Source organism: Actinoplanes sp. NPDC019969 (assembly GCF_055562375.1).
In genome coordinates this window covers 508,999-525,079 of the sequence record NZ_JBVHFK010000005.1, presented here as the reverse complement: position 1 = coordinate 525,079, position 16,081 = coordinate 508,999, and the positions used below count along the sequence as shown (strand labels likewise).

Genomic DNA, 16,081 nt, shown 5'->3' with positions numbered 1-16,081 from the left:
GTCATCTCGGGGGCTCCTTGGCGCGGGTGAGGACGGCGTCGATGATGGCGTCGGTGGCGCCCGGGTAGGGCTCGCCGGGCGCCGCGTCCGGGGCGATCGAACGCTGCTCGGCGTCGATGCCGGGGCGGGCGGCGGCCAGATTGGCGAGCATCCAGGACGTCTCGACCTGGAGATGGGCGAGGAGTTCGGCGGTCTGGGCGCCGGCGGTGGCGGTACGGCGGGCCAGCGTCCGCAGCGTCGCCCACTCGACGTGCCAGCCGCCGTCGGGGCGTTCATCGACGGCGGCGGCGGCGCCCGCGTGCACGGTCGCGGCCAGGAACGGGGCGGCCAGGGCGGCACGGCGGACCAGGATCGACAGGACCGGGTTCTGCTTGTTCGGCATGGCGGACGAGCCGCCCCGGCCGGCGACCGTGCCCTCGGACAGCTCGTGGATCTCCGGGCGGGCGCCGACGAGCACGTCGTTGGCGATCCGGCCCCACGCGTCGGTACAGGTCACCAGGGCGTCGGCGAACCCGGTGAGCGGGGCGCGGGCGGTGTGCCAGGGACCGCGGACCGGCAGGCCCAGGGTGGCGGCGGTGGTCTCGACCAGGTCGCGGACCACGGCCGGGGAACCGGCCAGGGCGACCGGCGCGGCCAGGCTTCCGGCGGCCCCGCCGATCTGCAGGGGAAGATCCGACACGGCGGCGAGACGGTCCCGGGCGTCCAGCACGCCGGTCAGCCAGCCGGCGGCCTTGAGACCGAAAGTGATCGGGATGGCGTGCTGGGTGAGGGTACGGCCGGTCATCGGCGTCGCCCGGTGCTCGTCGGCCAGGCGGACCAGGCACGCCGCCTGGGCCGCGAGGTCGTCCCGGATCCGGGCCGCCGTGTCGCGCAGGCACAGGACCAGGCCGGTGTCGATCACGTCCTGGCTGGTCAAGCCCTTGTGCAGCCAGTGCGCGGCGGCGGGGTTACGGGTTTCGAGACGCGTCCGGAGCAGCTTCAGCAGCGGGATCAGCGGGTTGCCGCCGGCCTCGGCGCCGGCGGCCACGTGCGGGACGTCGGCCGGCCCGATCAGGCCGGTCAGGTCGTCGCGGGCGGCCGGGTCGGCGATGCCGCGCAGGACCAGGGCGTCCAGCCAGGCGGCCTCGACCCGGACCATGGCGGACAGCACCGACGCGCCGGTGAACAGGTCACCGGCCCGGTCGTCGCCCGGCCACAACAGGTCACTCACCAGATACTCCCCATGCCTCGATTCACGGCCGCCTGCTCACCTCGTACCCCCGCGAGATCGCCGCAAGCTGCTGCCACCCGCACCCGCCGACGGATCTTGCGCGGGGTCAGGCCCAGGCGTCGCGGAGGCGGGGGTAGGTGAGGAAGACGGTCTCGCCGTCGCCCTGCAGGCGGATGTCGAAGACCAGGCCGCCGGGCTCGCGGGTGACCAGAAGGGTGGGGCGGCGGGCCGGGTCGACGGCGGTGAGCAGGGTGTCGGCGGCGAGGGCGGTCTCGTCGTCGGGCAGGTACGCGCGGGTGAACAGCCGGTCGAGCAGGCCGCGCGCGAAGACCGTGACCGCGAAGAACGGCGCCTTGCCGGCCTCGGTCGCGCCCGGCTCCAGGGTGGCGAACTGGTAGTGGCCGTCCGGGTCGGTGGCGGCGCGGCCCCAGCCGGTGAAGGTCCAGCCGTCGCGGCGCAGCGAACCCTGCTGCCGGAGGATGTGGCCCCGCGGGTCGGCCTGCCAGATCTCCAGCACCGCGTCCGGGACCGGGTTGCCGTGGCCGTCGTAGACGTGGCCGTGCAGCCGGACCGCCTTCGGGTGGCCCGGCGGGACCAGCTCGTTCATGCCGGCGTATTCCAGGCCGAGGTGGAAGAAGGGGCCGACGGTCTGGCCGGGTACGGCGCTCATGCTGCTTCGTCCTCAACATCCGATTCGAGTGGGGTGCGGTGGGTGCCGGTGAGCACGATGTCCCAGCGGTAGCCGGTGCTCCACTCGGGCGTGGTGACGTCGTGGTCGTACTGGGCGATCAGCAGCTCCCGGGCCTTCGGGTCGGTGATCGACTGGTAGATCGGGTCGAGCGGGAACAGCGGGTCGCCCGGGAAGTACATCTGGGTGATCACACGCTGGGTGAAGTCGGTGCCGAAGACGGAGAAGTGGATGTGCGCCGGCCGCCACGCGTTGATGTGGTTGCGCCACGGGTAGGGGCCGGGCTTGATGGTCTGGAACCGGTACGTGCCGTCGGGCCCGGTGAGCATCCGGCCGACCCCGGTGAAGTTCGGGTCGTGCGGGGCCGGGTGCTGGTCGCGCTGATGCCGGTACCGGCCGGCGGCGTTGGCCTGCCACACCTCCACGAGCTGGTTCGCGACCGGGCGGCCGTCGCCGTCCAGGACCCGGCCGGTGACCACGATCCGTTCGCCGAGCGGGCTGCCGGCGTGCTGGATGGTCAGGTCGGCCTCGTCGTCGGCGACGTCGCGGTGCCCGAAGACCGGCGCCCACAGCTCCACCGACTCCGGGTCGATCTGCTGCGCGGGCTGCTGAGGGTGCCGCAGAATGCTACTGCGGTACGGCGCGTAGTCGATCTTCGGCTGCGGCCCGCCCGGCGTCTGTGCCGCGGCCTCGATCTCCCGGTTGATGTCAGCTTGTGACGACTCCATGTTCACGCTCCGGACGCTAGGCGGAAACGGTGGCCCCGGCGATAATCCTCTTCCACTGAGTGGAAGGAGTCCCCGATGGGCGAGAGCGTCACGTCCCGTGCGCTGGCTCTGCTGGGCGCCTTCGACGGCGAGCACCGCAGCCTGTCGCTGACCGATCTCGCCCGCCGCGCCGGCATCCCGCTCGCCACCGCCCATCGCCTCGTCGGTGAGCTGCACCGGTGGGGCGCCCTGGCCCGGGAGCCGAACGGTGGGTACGTGATCGGCCGCCGGATCTGGCAACTCGGGCTGCTCGCGCCGGTGCAGAGCGGACTCCGCCAGGCCGCTTCCCCATTTTTGCACGATTTGTACGGAACGACCCTGGCGACGGTGCATCTGGCGGTCCGGGACGGCGTCGAGGTGCTGTACGTGGAACGGCTCGCCGGGCACGTCTCGGTCCCGGTGGTGAGCCGGGTCGGGTCGCGACTGCCGATGCACGCCACGGGGGTCGGGAAGGTGCTTCTCGCGTACGCGCCCGAAGAAGTCCGCCTTGAGGTCCTGAAGAACCTCACCCGGATCACCGCCTACACCGTCACGCAGCCCGCCCGCCTGATAGACCAGCTGCGCCGGGTCCGGGCCGAGGGGTACGCGACCACCGGCGAGGAGATGAGCCTGGGCGCCTGCTCGGTGGCGGTGCCGGTGCGCAACGGCGACACCGTGGTCGCGGCGCTCGGAATGGTGGTGCCGGATCTGCGCCGCCAGTTGCCCCGGCTCGTCTCGGCGCTGCAGGTGGCGGCACATGGGATCAGCCGTACGCTCGCCGCGTCGCCTTCCGTCCAGTGGAAATGAGGTCTTGCCGCGAGGCCGCGACCTGCCGAACGCTGAGGGGCATGCGTACCCAGGTCGCCATCATCGGCGCCGGCCCCGCCGGCCTGCTGCTCTCCCACCTCCTCGCCCAGGGCGGGGTGTCGTCGGTGGTCCTCGAGACCCGTTCCGAGGAGTACGTCGCGGCCCGGATCCGCGCCGGCATCCTGGAGCATTCGAGCGTCGAGCTGCTGGAATCGGTCGGGCTCGGGAGTCGGTTGCGAGCCGAGGGGGACGAGCACCGGGGGATCTATCTGCAGTGGCCGGGTGAGCGGCACCATCTCGATTTCGTGGACCTGACCGGACGGAGTGTGTGGGTCTACGGTCAGACCGAGGTGCAGAAGGATCTGATCGCGGCCCGTCGCGCTGATTCTCAGGAGATCCACTACGAGGTCAGCGATGTCTCCTTGCACGACCTCGAGGGCGGCTCATACGTGACATATACTGATAAAAGCGGACAAAATTTGAAGATAGCGGCGGATTACATCGCCGGCTGTGACGGCTCCTTCGGGCCCAGCCGGTCAGCCATCCCCTCCCCCCAGGTTCACGAGAAGGTGTACCCGTACTCCTGGTTCGGGATCCTCGCCGACGTCGCACCCTCCACCGACGAGCTGATCTACGCCTGGCACCCCGACGGATTCGCCCTGCACTCGATGCGCTCGGCCACTGTGAGCCGCCTCTACCTGCAGGTTCCCAACGGCACCGACCCGCAGTCGTGGTCCGACGACCAGATCTGGGACGAGCTGGCCAAGCGGCTCGGCCACGGCCAGAACGGCTGGAAGCTCAACCCCGGCCCGATCACCGACAAGAGCGTGCTGCCGATGCGCAGTTACGTGCAGACCCCGATGCGGCACGGCAACCTGTTCCTGGCCGGCGACGCCGCGCACATCGTGCCGCCGACCGGCGCGAAGGGCCTCAACCTGGCGATCGCCGACGTCGCGCTGCTCAGCAAGGCCCTGATCGCCGCCGTGGCGGAGAAAGATCAGCGCCTCGCCGAGGCGTACTCCGGCGACGCGCAGCGGCGGGTCTGGCGGTGCACCCATTTCTCCTGGTGGATGACCACCATGCTGCACACCTCGGGCGACCCGTTCGACGCCGAGCTGCAGCTGTCGCAGCTACGCTGGGTCGCCGGGAGCCGGGCGGGCGCCACCGGTCTCGCCGAGAACTACGCCGGCCTGCCCATCGGATACTGAGGGCGCTGGAGGTACGGAAGCGGGCGGGTCGGTGGCCGCGATCGTCGGCGGCGGTGGGCCGTGGTCGACCGCCTCGCGGTAGGTGCCGGTCGGCAGCGTGGACGGGCTGGCGCTGGGCGGGACCTGCCCGTTCGGCGCCGCCGACTCGCGCGCCAGCAGCCCCTTGCCCAGCGAGGCGACGGTGGCGATGAACGCGACGTTCAGGGCGCTCTCCCAGTCGAACGTGGTGACGTCGAACGCGCCCGCCACGATCGACCCGGACAGCGACGCCAGGAACGTCTTCGCCAGCCGGGCCAGCAGGTCCGGCCAGAACGCCAGGTGGGTGAGCTTCGACAGGTACTGCACGGCGGTCAGCAGCAGCGACGCGACGAACGCGCTCGCCGCCAGGGTCAGCGAGTACGTCCAGGGCAGATCGATGACCGAGCCGACCCCACCGGCCAGCAACGTCGCCACGAAAACCTGGCCGGCCGACCAGCCGGCCCGTTCCACGAAGTCCAGCAGGACCGCACGCCACTTCGGAACGACCTGAGTCACCCGATCGACGTTCCTCGCTGTGGAGATCGTCAAACATCAGCCGAACGGATCAGTTCCCGCAGGGGGTCGCCGATGCCCGCGGGCACCGGATAGCGTTCGGCGAGCCAGTCGAGCGTGAACCGGGCCGCCGCCACGTTGTGCTCGTAACCGGGCACCATCGCGGCCAGCGGCAGCACGCCCGGCGGGTAGGCCCGCTCCACCCGCCGCGCCGGGTCGAAGACGTCCCGGTACGGGATCTCCCCACCGTCGATGCGCAGCAGGGCGATCACCGCGTCCACCACGTGCCCCTGGATCATCCGGGCCGCCGCCAGCCGTTCCCCGCGCAGCTCCCGGTGCAGGCCGAGGTAAAGGTTCGCCAGGGCGTCGTTGAGATGGAACTCCCCGGTGTCGAACTGCGGGCGCGGCACCGGGCGCCCCGACTCGGTCAGGTTCCGCGGCGCGTCCGGCCGCCGCCACACCACCCGCGCGCCGGCGAACGCCACGGTCGCCAGCTCGGCCACGGTCAGCACCAGGTACTCCACGAACACGCCGTCGGCGTACAGCGCCCTGCGCCCGGCCCGCTCGTGCGCGAACAGATGCGCGACCGGCCCCGGCTCCTCCAGCCAGTCCGTCCGGTCCAGGTAGCGGCCCTTCGCCCCGTCCTCGACGATCACGAAGAAGTCCAGGTCGGAGTGCTCGTCCAGCCGGGCCAGCTGGGCGCCGGCCGAACCCAGCCCGAGCAGCGCGATCACCTCCGCCCGCCCGGCCAGAACAGCGGCGATCTCATCGAGTCTGCGCAGCACCGGTCTCATCACTTCATCGAAACACTTTTTCGGTACGGGTTCCCGGCTGCCCTCCCACCGATCGGGACCGTCCCGTGCGCTCGCGGTTCCTGGGCCGTCCCGGCACAATCGCCGGATGAGCCGGGTCCACGTCGTCTACGCCCACCCCGATCGAACCGGATTCACCCGGGACGTGCTCGATGCTTTCGTCGGCGGCTTGGATTCGTACACCCTCTCGGACCTGTATGCGACCGGCTTCCGGCCCACCCTGTCGCCCGCCGAATACGCCCGGGAGTCGGCGGGCCTCGCCGGTGCTCCCGTGGCCGCCGACGTCGCCGCGGAGCAGGCGCTCCTCGACGCGGCAGACGTGTGGGCGTTCGTGTATCCGGTGTGGTGGGCGGACTGCCCGGCGATCCTGAAAGGCTGGTTCGACCGGGTGTGGACGGTGGGGTGGGCGTACAAACCGGAGCCGGCCCGCCCGGCGCGTAGAGCGATCGTTCTCTGTACCGCCGGCTACGAGGTGGCCGCTCTGCAGGAGTCCGGCATCTATCAGTCGATGCGCACCGTGATGCTCACCGACCGGATCGGGTCCCGGGCGCTGTCATCGGAGTTCGTCCTGCTCGGCGGCTCGGTGCTGCGCGCCGACGCCCCTGACCGCTGGGCCACTCTCCGCGCGGCCCATCTGGAGCGGGTGGCGGCGCTCGGCCGTTCCCTTTAGTGGCCGCCACGCTCGGCCGAACCTGTCAGTGGCCGGCGCATCCGTCGTTCGTCGGGGACGGGACGGTCGGCAGGATCGTGCGGCTGCGTCCCGGCCGCGGGTAGGCCTCGGCTGCCGCCGCGAGCCGGACGGCGTGGTCGCGCTGCTTCTGCCAGTGGCCGTACAGGGCGCCGCGCTGAGACAGCCGGCTCACCTCGCGGATCGTCTCGGGGTCCACGTCGCCGGGCGGCGCGTCCCGCCACGGCGTCCCCGGCAGCGGCATGAACGTGTGCGCGTGGATCCGCGCCCCGAGATCGGCGAGCTCCCGGGCGAGGCTCAGCGAGTCGTCGACGTCCTGCCGGTTCTCCCCCGGCATCCCGAAGATCATGTCGACGTTGATCCGGAACCCCTCCTCGATACCGAGCCGGGCCGCCCGCTTGACCTCCTCGACGTTGTGCCCCCGCTTCGCCGCGCCGAGCACCCGATCCGAACCGGACTGCGCGCCCACGATGATGTTGTTGTTGTCGCAGTACTTCTTGACCAGCCGCAACGCCTCCCGGCTCACATGCTCCGGCCTGATCTCACTGGGGAACGACCCGAAGTACACCCGCCCGTTCGGCCCGATCCCCTCCCTGCAGGAGGCCAGGAGCTCCTCGATGGCGGCGAGATCCGGTTCCTCGGTCTGCGTACCCCAGGAAAGCGCCGTAGGCGTGATGAACCGGACGTCCCGCAACCCGCGCGTCCGCATCTGATCCACATGCCACCGCACGTTCTCCAGACTCCGGTGCCGGAATTTCGCCGAGAACATGAACGGCGTCTGACAAAACCTGCATGCGTAGATGCACCCACGGGTGATCTCAAGGGCGTTGAACTTGTCCCACCTGAGGGCGAACCCGGGGAAGTCGTTGAGGTCCCGCTGTTTCGCCTTACCGGTTCTGATCAGCTTGCCGGTGGCGTCACGATAGGCCAGTCCGGTGATCCCGGCCGGCTCACCCTTGGCGTCGACCAGGCTCAGCAGCGTCGACTCACCCTCCCCGATCGCCGCCATGTCCCAGCCGGCGTCCAGCGTCTGCACCGGCTCGGCGGTGGCGTGCACTCCTCCGGCGAGGTGCGTGACGTTCGGCCCGTCAGCCAGCTCCCGGACCTGCTTCAGCTCGCCGGCCAGGGCAGCGGCGTCGGGCGAATAGAACGACCAGAGCACGAGGGTACGAGAGTCGCCGGCCTCCCGGATGTGCCGGGCGGTCTCCTCGACACTCTCACCGAACCGCACCTCGTACCGGGTGGCGGTGTCGTGGTCGCCGAGCGCCCCCAGCAGCGCATGGAAGCCGTACGTCACCGCCTTGCGGTAACGCAACACCAAGACCAGTTCAGGACCACTCATGCGGCGATTTTGCCAGTTTCCGGAGTGATACCCCCGCTACGGGCCGGACGCCGTGGGCGTCGGGGCGGGAGAGATTGGTGAGCATCATCAGGTCGGGGTTTCATCGTGCTTCCGGGGAGGGGGACGCTCCGACCATCTGCTCGTAGGGTCGAGGTGTGAAGCCCGGTGGTGAAATGAGCCCGATCGCCGCCAGCCGAATGCTCCGCGCTGATCTGCGTCGCGCCCGTGAGGCGGCAGGCATGACCCAGGCCCAGGTCGCCGAAGCCGGAGAGCACCTTCGTACGTCAATGGCGTCGCTCTGACCACCATCGAACTGTAGATGATGACGCACGCCCAGCCCGGCGCCTCGCACCGTGACCGACGTCGATGACCCGGCGTTCACGGCGCTCAGGGCGGGATGCTTTCGCTGCCGACTGCGGGATGTCGCGATGTTGCCAGCGGACTGCCCGGCCGGCCGGGCAGTCCGGGCAGTCCACGCGGTGGTGGCTCGTCAGGGCCGGGGACGGAGGGTGAGCGGGAAGGTGCCCTCGCCGACGTCGGTGAGGGTGCGGGTGTACTGCCGCAGGTAGGTGTCGAGGAACGGCGACCGGTCGCCCTGGGTGGGCACGTCGAACCGCGGGTTCTGCAGGGCGAGGTTCAGCCGCGCGCGAGTGATCGAGATCGTGTTGCCGCTCGGGACGTCGCGCCAGCTGCCGCTGTTGATCGTCCCGATCTGGACGCCCAGCTGGTGGCCCACCTCGAGGGTCCAGTCGGTGGATTTCAGGTCGAACGCGACGCGGCCCGCTCGTTCGATCAGTGCCACGTTCTCGTCGAACATCACGGCGGTACCGTCCGGGGCGACGTCCCACAGCCGCGCCATGACGTTGCCGGGCGCGCTCGCGGACAATGTGATCTTCGGGGTGGCGGTGATCCGCAGCCGGGAGGCGACCGGTGTGGACCAGGTGAAGTAGCTGTGCGTGTCGGCGGGCGCGAGACCCTTGGCGGCGGGCGGAGCGGGGTCCGTGTAGTGCTCCATGTCCCACTCCTGGGCGGTGGGCGCAGCGAATGTCGCGGCGATGCCGTCGTCGACGTACTGCCCATCGGTCAGGGCCGCGCTGGTGAAGGACGTCGGGGTCGGCCACGTCGGCTGTGCGCGCCACGCGCCGGTGTTGTCCTCGATGGCGTAGGCCGGGTCGTGCACCGCCGGCCGGGCACCCAGCAGGTAGCGGTCGTAGAAGCGCATGACCTCGCCGAAGAACCCGGCGCGGCCCATCAGCAGCTGACCCTGCTGGTTGGTCTCGTTGCCGCGGACGTGCTCCCACTGCCCCAGCCAGCCCCGCTCGACGCCGTGGTGGTTGTCGAGGAACTCCTGCATGTCCTCGGGCTTGGTGTTGTTCTCGATGAAGCCCTGCGTGACGAAGAGCGGCGTGTTCGTGCCCCGGGCCTGGGCCGCCAGGTCGCGGGCGCGCCAGTAGGGCGAGTCGAGATCGGGGTTGTTGTTGTTGGTGAGGTTGTCGGCAAGGCACTCGGGGTGGCTCTGCTCGTACTGAGCGTTGGCCTGGTAGCGGCCGGTGTCGTCGGGAAGCGGCGCCATCGTGGCGATGCCGTTGTAGGCGTTCGGGGTGCCGGTCACGTTGGGCCGCGGAACCCCGTTGCTGAACAGGTAGTTGTACATGTTCCACACCGGTTCCTGCGCCACGACGGCCTTCAGGGCGGGCAGGCGCAGATTGTTGCCGATGAGCCCGGTGACGGCGTCGTACGACTTGCCGTACATGCCCACCTTGCCGGTCGACCACGGCTGTCTCGCCACCCACTGGATCGCGGCCTTGACGTCGGCCTGCTCACCCGGGCCCGCCCAGTCGAGGCAGCCGGTGCTTCCGCCGAAGCCTCGCAGGTCGACCATGACGTAGGTGTAGCCCCGGGCGAAGAGATCGGTGCCGCTGGTGAAGTCCGCGAACCGGTTGGACGGGCCGGTACGGGTCCACCCCTCCGGTCCGGTCTGGCCCGCGTGGCTGAAGTAGGAGCTGACGGCGAGGATCACCGGCGTCCGAGCCCGTGCCGGCAGGTGCGCCGGCCGCAGGACGTCGGCGTGGAGCTCGACGCCGCTGCCGTCGGCGGACGGGAAGTAGGCCTCCGTCCACACCGCGCCCTCCGGTACGCGGGGGTTCTCCTCGTGGGTGACGCCCGGTGGGGAGACACCGGCGGCGGTCGCCGGGCCACCCACCGCGAGAGCGGCAACCGTGATCAGCGCACCGGCGGCGGCCGCTGCCCGTCTGCGTAAACTCATCCGACCTCCAAACATCGAACATCATCTGTGCCGATCCTGAGGCTAGCCCGATCTCCCATTGAGCGACGTCGATAAATTTGCCAGGATGGCGCCATGACGACGGCGCGACGGTTGTTCTCGGCACTGTCCGTAGCGGCGCTGGTGGTGGCCGGAGCCTTTCAACCCGCACCGGCGACGGCCGCGCCGCCGGCCGGGGACCCGGACACGCCGTGGCGCATGCGGCACTGGCCGCAGACCCAGCCGTGGCAGCTCGACGAGGCGGTCACCCTGGGCGGCCCGGCCGGCACGCCGCAGCCGATCGACCCCCAGCGGTACGAGCTGCCGGACACGATGACCTGGGACGACTACCGGGCGGTGCCGGGCACCGACTGGAACGACCCGGCGGTCCGCGGCTCGGAACGCACCTTCAACGGGGCGCTGGTGCTGGTCGACTATGCGAACCAGCCGTTCGTGGTCACCCAGCCGGCGAACTCGACGATCTACGGGAACCCGTCCGGCGTACAGAATCTGGACCGCTCCGCGGTGCCGGCGTTCTACCGGGACTTCCTGAACAAGCCGGGAACCCTCAACCGGGGCCACACCATCCACGAATACTGGATGGAGGACTCGAACGGGCGCTTCGGCATCGACCTGAGCGCGTTCGGTGTGTACCGGATGCCGCACGCCAGCCACGAATACGGCATCGAGAACTCCATGCAGCGCGGACAGGGCTGCCCGGCCGACGACGTCTGCGGGCGTGACCTGCGTGCCGACGCGCGCGCCGCCTGGATCGCGGCGGTCGGCGAGCAGGAGGCGGCCGCGTACGACTTCGTCTTCTTCCTCTCGGCCGGCCAGGACGAATCGGCCACCTGGCAGGAATTCGGCCCGATGAAGTTCAGCACCAAGGAGGACGTGAGCGAGGAGTTCGGCCCGCCGGACGACGCGCTGCCGAACTGGAACGCCACCCGTTACGTCGAGTGGACCTCCTGGCAGGCCTCGGCGAACATCTGGCCGAACGCCACCCAGGGCAGCTCACTGCAGGCGGAGAGTTCGGGCATGTCGACGTACGCCCACGAGTTCAGCCACATCCTCGGCATCGGCGACAACTACAACAACCCGTACTCGGTACCGGCGCGCCGCGACTACAGCGGGCCGTGGGAGATGCTGAGCCGCGGCACGTTCAACGGCCCCGGCGGACCGCACAGCCGGTGGCTGATCCCGGGAACCGCGGGCTCGTCGATGGGCGCCCAGCACATGCTGCGCAACAAGATGAAACTCGGCATCGTCGACGACACCGCGGTGCTGCGACTCTCCCGCGCGGCGCTGGCCGAGTCCGGCGTCGTGATGACCCGGGTGACGGCACGCGCGGTCGATCCCGGCCCGCGCCGGCTGGCCGGCATCAACGTCACCCTGGACGGCGGCGACCGCAGCCCCGCGTGCAACACCGCGACGGACCCGTACTGCGACGGCGGCGGCTACGACAACTACACCGTCGAAGTCGTCGACCGGATGGGCTTCGACTCGTTCACCCCGGACTCCGGCGTGCTGCTGGCCAAGACCAAGAACGCGGACGCCGCGCCGTACATCTGGACCATCGACGCCAACCCGCAGGACATCGACAAGGTCGACTTCGTGCTGCCGGACGGCACGCCGCAGAAGATGACGATCGGGGACTACCGGCAGCTCTCCGACGCGCTGTTCCACGCCGGCACCGGGTCGGGCAGCCTCTTCGAGTACGCGGACACGGCCAACCGGCTGCACTTCTACGTCCTGGACCGGAAACGGGACCGGCAGGGCGTGCTCTCGTACGAGGTCGCGGTCCGCTCCCTCGACGGCGCCGGGCCGTCAGCCCGTGGCGTGAAGGCGTCCCCGGCAACCGCCCGCCGTGGGCCGTCCGGCTGGGCCCGGTGCACGATCCCGATCCGCAACACCGGCCGGGACGCCGACGTGTTCCGGATCTCCGCGCCGGGTGCGGTGCTGACCCGGGCGGTCGTCGGGGTGGCGGGCCGCCAGACGGCCTCGGCAGAGGTCTACGTCAAGGGGGTGCGCGCGGTGACGGTCCAGGTCAGGTCGGAGAGCGACCCGGACGCGACCGCCGTGACCTCCTGCACGGTGCGGCGCTGACGCCCCGCGGCGGGCTCAGCGCACACCGAGGTCGGCGGCCAGGGCCTGGGCTTCCTCCCGGGTGAGGCGGGTGGCGATCATCGCGGTGCCGCCGGTGAGTGGCTCCAGGATCGCCGGGTTGCTGACCAGGCGCGGGCCGACCACGATGGCCACCTGGTTGCGGGGCTGGGGCTGGGCGCTCGCGCGGGTCGTCAGATCGGTGAAGCGGGCGGCGTCCTCGCTTGCCAGGGTCACCTGGACCACCCAGCCGTTGCCCTGATCGCTGAGGTCCTGCAGTTGCACTCGCGCCAGCTGCGTGACCGAGAATCCACCCTCGGCCGACACTTTCACACAGCCGCTGCCGTCGGCTGTGGGGTACTCCGCGGCGGGACCGGAAGTCGTGGGCGTCGTGCCGCACGCGCCGGGCACGACGTCCTGCACCAGGTGGAAGCCCAGCGGCACGCGGGCCGCCTCCGGTTCGGCCGCACGCTCGGTCTCATCCCCCGGGTTCATGAGCAGCGCCGCCACACCGGCCGCGACCGCGACGACGGCCACACCCACCCACACCCACGGCGGCGTGGGCCGCCGGGCCGGTGGCGCGTCGAACCGGCCGGAACCGGGAGCGGGCGCTCCCGGCGTACCGGTGGTGGCGCGTGCCGCGGACCGCTGGGTGATCAGCAGGCCGATCACGCCCACGATGCTCAGAGGGCCGGCGATCAGGCCGAGCCACGGGATCCGCCCGATCAGGCCGACCGCGGTTCCCAGCGCTCCGACGAGCACGACGGCCCGCCACACCACAACGCCACCACCATCCGAACGCGCCATACCGTTCCCTCCCCACACCTCGACCCGTCGATGGATCGAAGCACACCGCGTCTACAACGGACCCCGCGGGCGGGGGTCCCGGAAGTCTCGTCGATCATGGGGTGCCCGTACGTCCGGCGATGGGGAGACAGTGGAACAGCACACGTTCGCCGCGGCCCGCGCGCATCGGTGGGCTGGGGAACGGCCGATGCTGATGGACGCCCTCACGGCGGGGGCCGTGTGGCTGGTCTTCGGCGTGCCGAGCGTCCTGGTCGCGGGTTTCCCGGGCCTGGCGGTGGGCACTGCCACGATCGCCCCGCTGGCCGTCCGGCGCCGGTTCCCGGCCGCGGTGCTGGGCTGTGCGGTGGCCGCGTTCGTGGTGCAGCTCGCCGTCGTGCCGATCCCGTTGCCGGCCAACGCCGCCCAGGCGATCGTGGTGTACACGGTGACCGCGCACGTCCCGTCGCGGGGCGTTCGCCTGCTGGCGCTGGGGTCCGCGGTGGCCGGCTGCCTGGCCGGCGGGTTCCGGTGGAGCACTCCCCCGCAGTACGCCCGGAACGCGCTGGTGATCGGCCTGACGTTGGCGGTCTGCGCGGTTCTGATCGGGGTGATCGGGGAGCTGGTGCGCGGCGGGCGCACCAGCACGCGGGAGTTGCAGGAGGCACGGCGGCGGGAGGAGCGGCTCACCGAGCAGCAGCGGCGGATGGCCGCGGCGGCGGAGATCCACGACATCGTGGCGCACTCGCTGACCGTGGTGATCGTGCAGGCCGATGCGGGCGGATACGCCGCCGTCCACCAGCCCACCTGGCGAGCGCCGGACGCGGCCGCGGTTCTGGCCACCATCGCCGGCACGGCGCGGGCGGCTCTCACCGAGGTACGCGGGGTGATCGCGATGCTGAATCGGCCGGAACCGGCGGAGGAACCGGACGGGACCGACGTGCGCCGGGAGGACGTGCTGCGGTTGGTCGAATCGGTACGGGCCGCCGGTCTGCCCGTCACCGCCGGCCTGCCCGGCTGGTTCGACAGCACACCGGCCGCGGTACGCCTGGCGGTGTTCCGCTGCGTCCGGGAGGCGCTGACGAACGTCCTCAAGCACGCCGGCGCCGCGTCCACGGCCCGGCTGCTGGTCGAGCGGCACGGAGACGCGGTCCGGGTGCGCGTGGAGGACGACGGCCCCGTCCGGCCCGGCCCGGACGGTCTTCCCTCGTCCGGGCACGGGCTGAACGGATTGCGGGAGCGGTTGCGTGCGGTGGACGGGGTGCTGACCGCCGGCCCGCGGCCGGAGCACGGGTTCCTGGTGGAGGTCGTCATCCCGGCCGGACCCGGTGGTGGCCGGTGAACGCGGCCGAGCGGATCCGGGTGTTCCTGGTCGACGACCAGGCGCTGGTACGCGCCGGGTTCGAGCTGATCCTGGCCCAGGCGCCCGATCTCCTGGTCACCGGGTCGGCCGGCGACGCCCGGACGGCGATCGAGCACCTGCGGAAGCCCGCCACGCGCGCCGACGTCGTCCTGATGGACATCCGGATGCCCGGTATGGACGGTGTCGAGGCCACCCGCCGCCTCCTGACCCTGCCGGCGCCGCCGCGCGTGGTCATGCTGACCACCTTCGACGCCGACGAGCTGCTGGTCGCGGCGCTCCGTGCGGGCGCGGCGGGTTATCTGCTCAAGGACGCCGGCCCCGCCGAGCTGATCGCGGCGGTCCGTGCCGCCGCGGCCGGGGACGCTCCGGTCGCGCCGCGGCTGGTACGCCGCCTGATCGACTCGTTCGTGCGGGCGGCGCCGCCACCGGAGCCGGTGCACCGGGCCGCGCCCCCGGCCGGAACGGACCGGCTCACCGCCCGGGAACGGGAGATCCTGGCGGCGGTGGGCCTGGGCCTGACCAACGCGGAGATCGCGGCGCGGCTGTGCGTGGCCGAGTCGACGGTCAAGACGCATCTGGGGTCGGTGCTGCGCAAGCTCGGGCTGCGCGACCGGGTGCAGGCGGTCATCGCCGCGCAGTCGATGTCCTGGCCCGGCGGCTGACGGCGATCAGGGCGGCGCATCCGGCCGTGCCGAGCAGCACGAGCAGCCCGGAGTCCCCGGCCAGGTACTCGTCGGCCAGCACCGGATCGTCCGTGGTGAGCAGGTGCGCGCTCACCATCGCGAACGTGACGTTGTGCGCGAAGTGCGCCACCACCGGCGGCCAGACGCTGCCGGACATCGTCCGCAACTGCCCGATCAGGAGCGAGAAGGCGACCACCGAGGCGATGAACAGCGGCAGGACCAGCCACCGGGCGCCGGCGGCGTGGTAGTACGGCGTCCACAGCATGTACGGAAGGTGCCAGGCCGCCCAGACCAGGCCGGTGACGGTCATCGCGGCCCACTCGCCGAGGAATTCCAGCCGGGGCTGCAGATAGCCGCGCCACCCGATCTCCTCGGCGAAGGCCAGCACCGGCCCGGTGACGCACAGCGCCAGCAGGTCGCCCGCCCAGTCGCCGTGCGGGGTGAGCCGGGCGGCGCCGAGGGCGGCGACCACGGCCGCGGCGAGGAGGGAGACGCCCGCGGTCGTGGCGACGGCGAGGGGCCAGACGCGCAGCCCGGCCCGGCCCGTTCCGAGCCGGCGCCAGCCGGCACGGGTGTGCCCTTCGCGGGTGACGACGAGCATCATCGCGAGCACCACCAGCAGGGGTGAGAGGGCCAGCACGAGGCCGCCGGCGACGGTCGCCGTGCCCGCGGACACGGCGAGGACGGCGACGATGAAGGTGACCGCGGCGGCGCGATCGGAGAGCTGCGGGAACAACGGGACCTGCTTTCCTTCGGAGGTCCGCCCAGTTTTCGCGGTGCCCGGGGCGCTGTCCTCCGCCCGCGAACGGAGATCCCGGCGGCACGTCGTCCGCCGGTACTAGCACCACCGGCGG

General features: G+C 71.5%; 15 protein-coding genes. 6 read left to right on the top strand and 9 right to left on the bottom strand.

The features are described from left to right. Position 1 precedes the first annotated feature (1 nt). The 3 genes from ACZ3II_RS18590 to pcaH all read right to left on the bottom strand — a co-directional run bounded on the left by ACZ3II_RS18590 (position 2) and on the right by pcaH (position 2,626). Complete coding sequence (locus ACZ3II_RS18590; RefSeq protein WP_465518888.1) at positions 2-1,210, bottom strand: lyase family protein; 1,209 nt, start codon at positions 1,208-1,210, stop codon at positions 2-4. A gap of 106 nt (positions 1,211-1,316) precedes the next feature. Next, the gene (gene pcaG, locus ACZ3II_RS18585) at positions 1,317-1,880 is read right to left on the bottom strand and encodes a protocatechuate 3,4-dioxygenase subunit alpha (protein ID WP_465518887.1); all 564 of its coding nucleotides are present in this window, start codon (positions 1,878-1,880) and stop codon (positions 1,317-1,319) included. After that, positions 1,877-2,626 (bottom strand): protocatechuate 3,4-dioxygenase subunit beta, encoded by a 750-nt coding sequence (gene pcaH, locus ACZ3II_RS18580; protein WP_465518932.1) that lies wholly within the window; start codon positions 2,624-2,626, stop codon positions 1,877-1,879. The genes pcaG and pcaH overlap by 4 nt, the downstream gene beginning before the upstream one ends. A gap of 75 nt (positions 2,627-2,701) precedes the next feature. Here pcaH and ACZ3II_RS18575 point away from each other — a divergent pair, with 75 nt between their 5' ends. Then, positions 2,702-3,451 carry an IclR family transcriptional regulator gene (locus ACZ3II_RS18575; protein ID WP_043532796.1) on the top strand — a complete coding sequence of 250 codons (750 nt, stop codon included), beginning with the start codon at positions 2,702-2,704 and terminating at the stop codon, positions 3,449-3,451. A gap of 41 nt (positions 3,452-3,492) precedes the next feature. Then, a complete protein-coding gene (locus ACZ3II_RS18570) occupies positions 3,493-4,659 on the top strand; it encodes a 4-hydroxybenzoate 3-monooxygenase (protein ID WP_465518886.1) in 1,167 nt (388 codons plus the stop codon). Here the strand turns inward: ACZ3II_RS18570 and ACZ3II_RS18565 are convergent. Together ACZ3II_RS18565 and ACZ3II_RS18560 are read right to left on the bottom strand one after the other, a co-directional pair. Then, positions 4,582-5,193, bottom strand: a complete 612-nt coding sequence (locus ACZ3II_RS18565) for a holin (RefSeq protein WP_465518885.1) — start codon at positions 5,191-5,193, stop codon at positions 4,582-4,584. The genes ACZ3II_RS18570 and ACZ3II_RS18565 overlap by 78 nt on opposite strands. Before the next feature lie 29 nt (positions 5,194-5,222). Continuing rightward, positions 5,223-5,984: a hypothetical protein gene (locus ACZ3II_RS18560; RefSeq protein WP_465518884.1), complete on the bottom strand. Its 762-nt coding sequence runs from the start codon at positions 5,982-5,984 to the stop codon at positions 5,223-5,225. A gap of 106 nt (positions 5,985-6,090) precedes the next feature. On the opposite strand from ACZ3II_RS18560, the gene ACZ3II_RS18555 reads away from it, so the two are divergent. Beyond that, on the top strand, positions 6,091-6,672 hold the full coding sequence (locus ACZ3II_RS18555) for an NAD(P)H-dependent oxidoreductase (protein WP_465518883.1): 582 nt from the start codon (positions 6,091-6,093) through the stop codon (positions 6,670-6,672). Between the two features lie 25 nt (positions 6,673-6,697). On the opposite strand, the gene ACZ3II_RS18550 is transcribed toward ACZ3II_RS18555, so the two are convergent. Both ACZ3II_RS18550 and ACZ3II_RS18545 read right to left on the bottom strand, forming a co-directional pair. Then, the gene (locus ACZ3II_RS18550) at positions 6,698-8,032 is read right to left on the bottom strand and encodes a TIGR04013 family B12-binding domain/radical SAM domain-containing protein (RefSeq protein ID WP_465518882.1); all 1,335 of its coding nucleotides are present in this window, start codon (positions 8,030-8,032) and stop codon (positions 6,698-6,700) included. A 490-nt stretch (positions 8,033-8,522) separates the two neighbouring features. After that, entirely contained in the window at positions 8,523-10,298 is a 1,776-nt protein-coding gene (locus ACZ3II_RS18545) for a CocE/NonD family hydrolase (RefSeq protein ID WP_465518881.1), read from the bottom strand. Between the two features lie 93 nt (positions 10,299-10,391). Between ACZ3II_RS18545 and ACZ3II_RS18540 the strand changes: the two genes are divergently transcribed. Continuing rightward, positions 10,392-12,401, top strand: a complete 2,010-nt coding sequence (locus ACZ3II_RS18540) for a M6 family metalloprotease domain-containing protein (RefSeq protein WP_465518880.1) — start codon at positions 10,392-10,394, stop codon at positions 12,399-12,401. A gap of 15 nt (positions 12,402-12,416) precedes the next feature. Here ACZ3II_RS18540 and ACZ3II_RS18535 read toward each other — a convergent pair whose 3' ends face one another. Next, positions 12,417-13,205 carry a SecDF P1 head subdomain-containing protein gene (locus ACZ3II_RS18535; protein WP_465518879.1) on the bottom strand — a complete coding sequence of 263 codons (789 nt, stop codon included), beginning with the start codon at positions 13,203-13,205 and terminating at the stop codon, positions 12,417-12,419. Between the two features lie 130 nt (positions 13,206-13,335). On the opposite strand from ACZ3II_RS18535, the gene ACZ3II_RS18530 reads away from it, so the two are divergent. Next, positions 13,336-14,523 (top strand): sensor histidine kinase, encoded by a 1,188-nt coding sequence (locus ACZ3II_RS18530; protein WP_465518878.1) that lies wholly within the window; start codon positions 13,336-13,338, stop codon positions 14,521-14,523. Beyond that, positions 14,520-15,206 (top strand): response regulator, encoded by a 687-nt coding sequence (locus ACZ3II_RS18525; RefSeq protein ID WP_465518877.1) that lies wholly within the window; start codon positions 14,520-14,522, stop codon positions 15,204-15,206. The genes ACZ3II_RS18530 and ACZ3II_RS18525 overlap by 4 nt, the downstream gene beginning before the upstream one ends. Here ACZ3II_RS18525 and ACZ3II_RS18520 read toward each other — a convergent pair. Then, a complete protein-coding gene (locus ACZ3II_RS18520) occupies positions 15,169-15,963 on the bottom strand; it encodes a lysostaphin resistance A-like protein (RefSeq protein WP_465518876.1) in 795 nt (264 codons plus the stop codon). The two genes, ACZ3II_RS18525 and ACZ3II_RS18520, sit on opposite strands and share 38 nt — an antisense overlap. Between the last annotated feature and the right edge of the window lie 118 nt (positions 15,964-16,081).

Excerpts from the sequence above, each read along its gene's own strand:
- ACZ3II_RS18570 (WP_465518886.1), top strand. The coding sequence starts at position 3,493 with ATGCGTACCCAGGTCGCCATCATCGGCGCCGGCCCCGCCGGCCTGCTG.
- pcaG (WP_465518887.1), bottom strand. The coding sequence starts at position 1,880 with ATGAGCGCCGTACCCGGCCAGACCGTCGGCCCCTTCTTCCACCTCGGC.
- ACZ3II_RS18560 (WP_465518884.1), bottom strand. The coding sequence starts at position 5,984 with ATGAGACCGGTGCTGCGCAGACTCGATGAGATCGCCGCTGTTCTGGCC.
- ACZ3II_RS18550 (WP_465518882.1), bottom strand. The coding sequence starts at position 8,032 with ATGAGTGGTCCTGAACTGGTCTTGGTGTTGCGTTACCGCAAGGCGGTG.
- pcaH (WP_465518932.1), bottom strand. The coding sequence starts at position 2,626 with ATGGAGTCGTCACAAGCTGACATCAACCGGGAGATCGAGGCCGCGGCA.
- ACZ3II_RS18535 (WP_465518879.1), bottom strand. The coding sequence starts at position 13,205 with ATGGCGCGTTCGGATGGTGGTGGCGTTGTGGTGTGGCGGGCCGTCGTG.
- ACZ3II_RS18555 (WP_465518883.1), top strand. The coding sequence starts at position 6,091 with ATGAGCCGGGTCCACGTCGTCTACGCCCACCCCGATCGAACCGGATTC.
- ACZ3II_RS18545 (WP_465518881.1), bottom strand. The coding sequence starts at position 10,298 with ATGAGTTTACGCAGACGGGCAGCGGCCGCCGCCGGTGCGCTGATCACG.
- ACZ3II_RS18575 (WP_043532796.1), top strand. The coding sequence starts at position 2,702 with ATGGGCGAGAGCGTCACGTCCCGTGCGCTGGCTCTGCTGGGCGCCTTC.
- ACZ3II_RS18540 (WP_465518880.1), top strand. The coding sequence starts at position 10,392 with ATGACGACGGCGCGACGGTTGTTCTCGGCACTGTCCGTAGCGGCGCTG.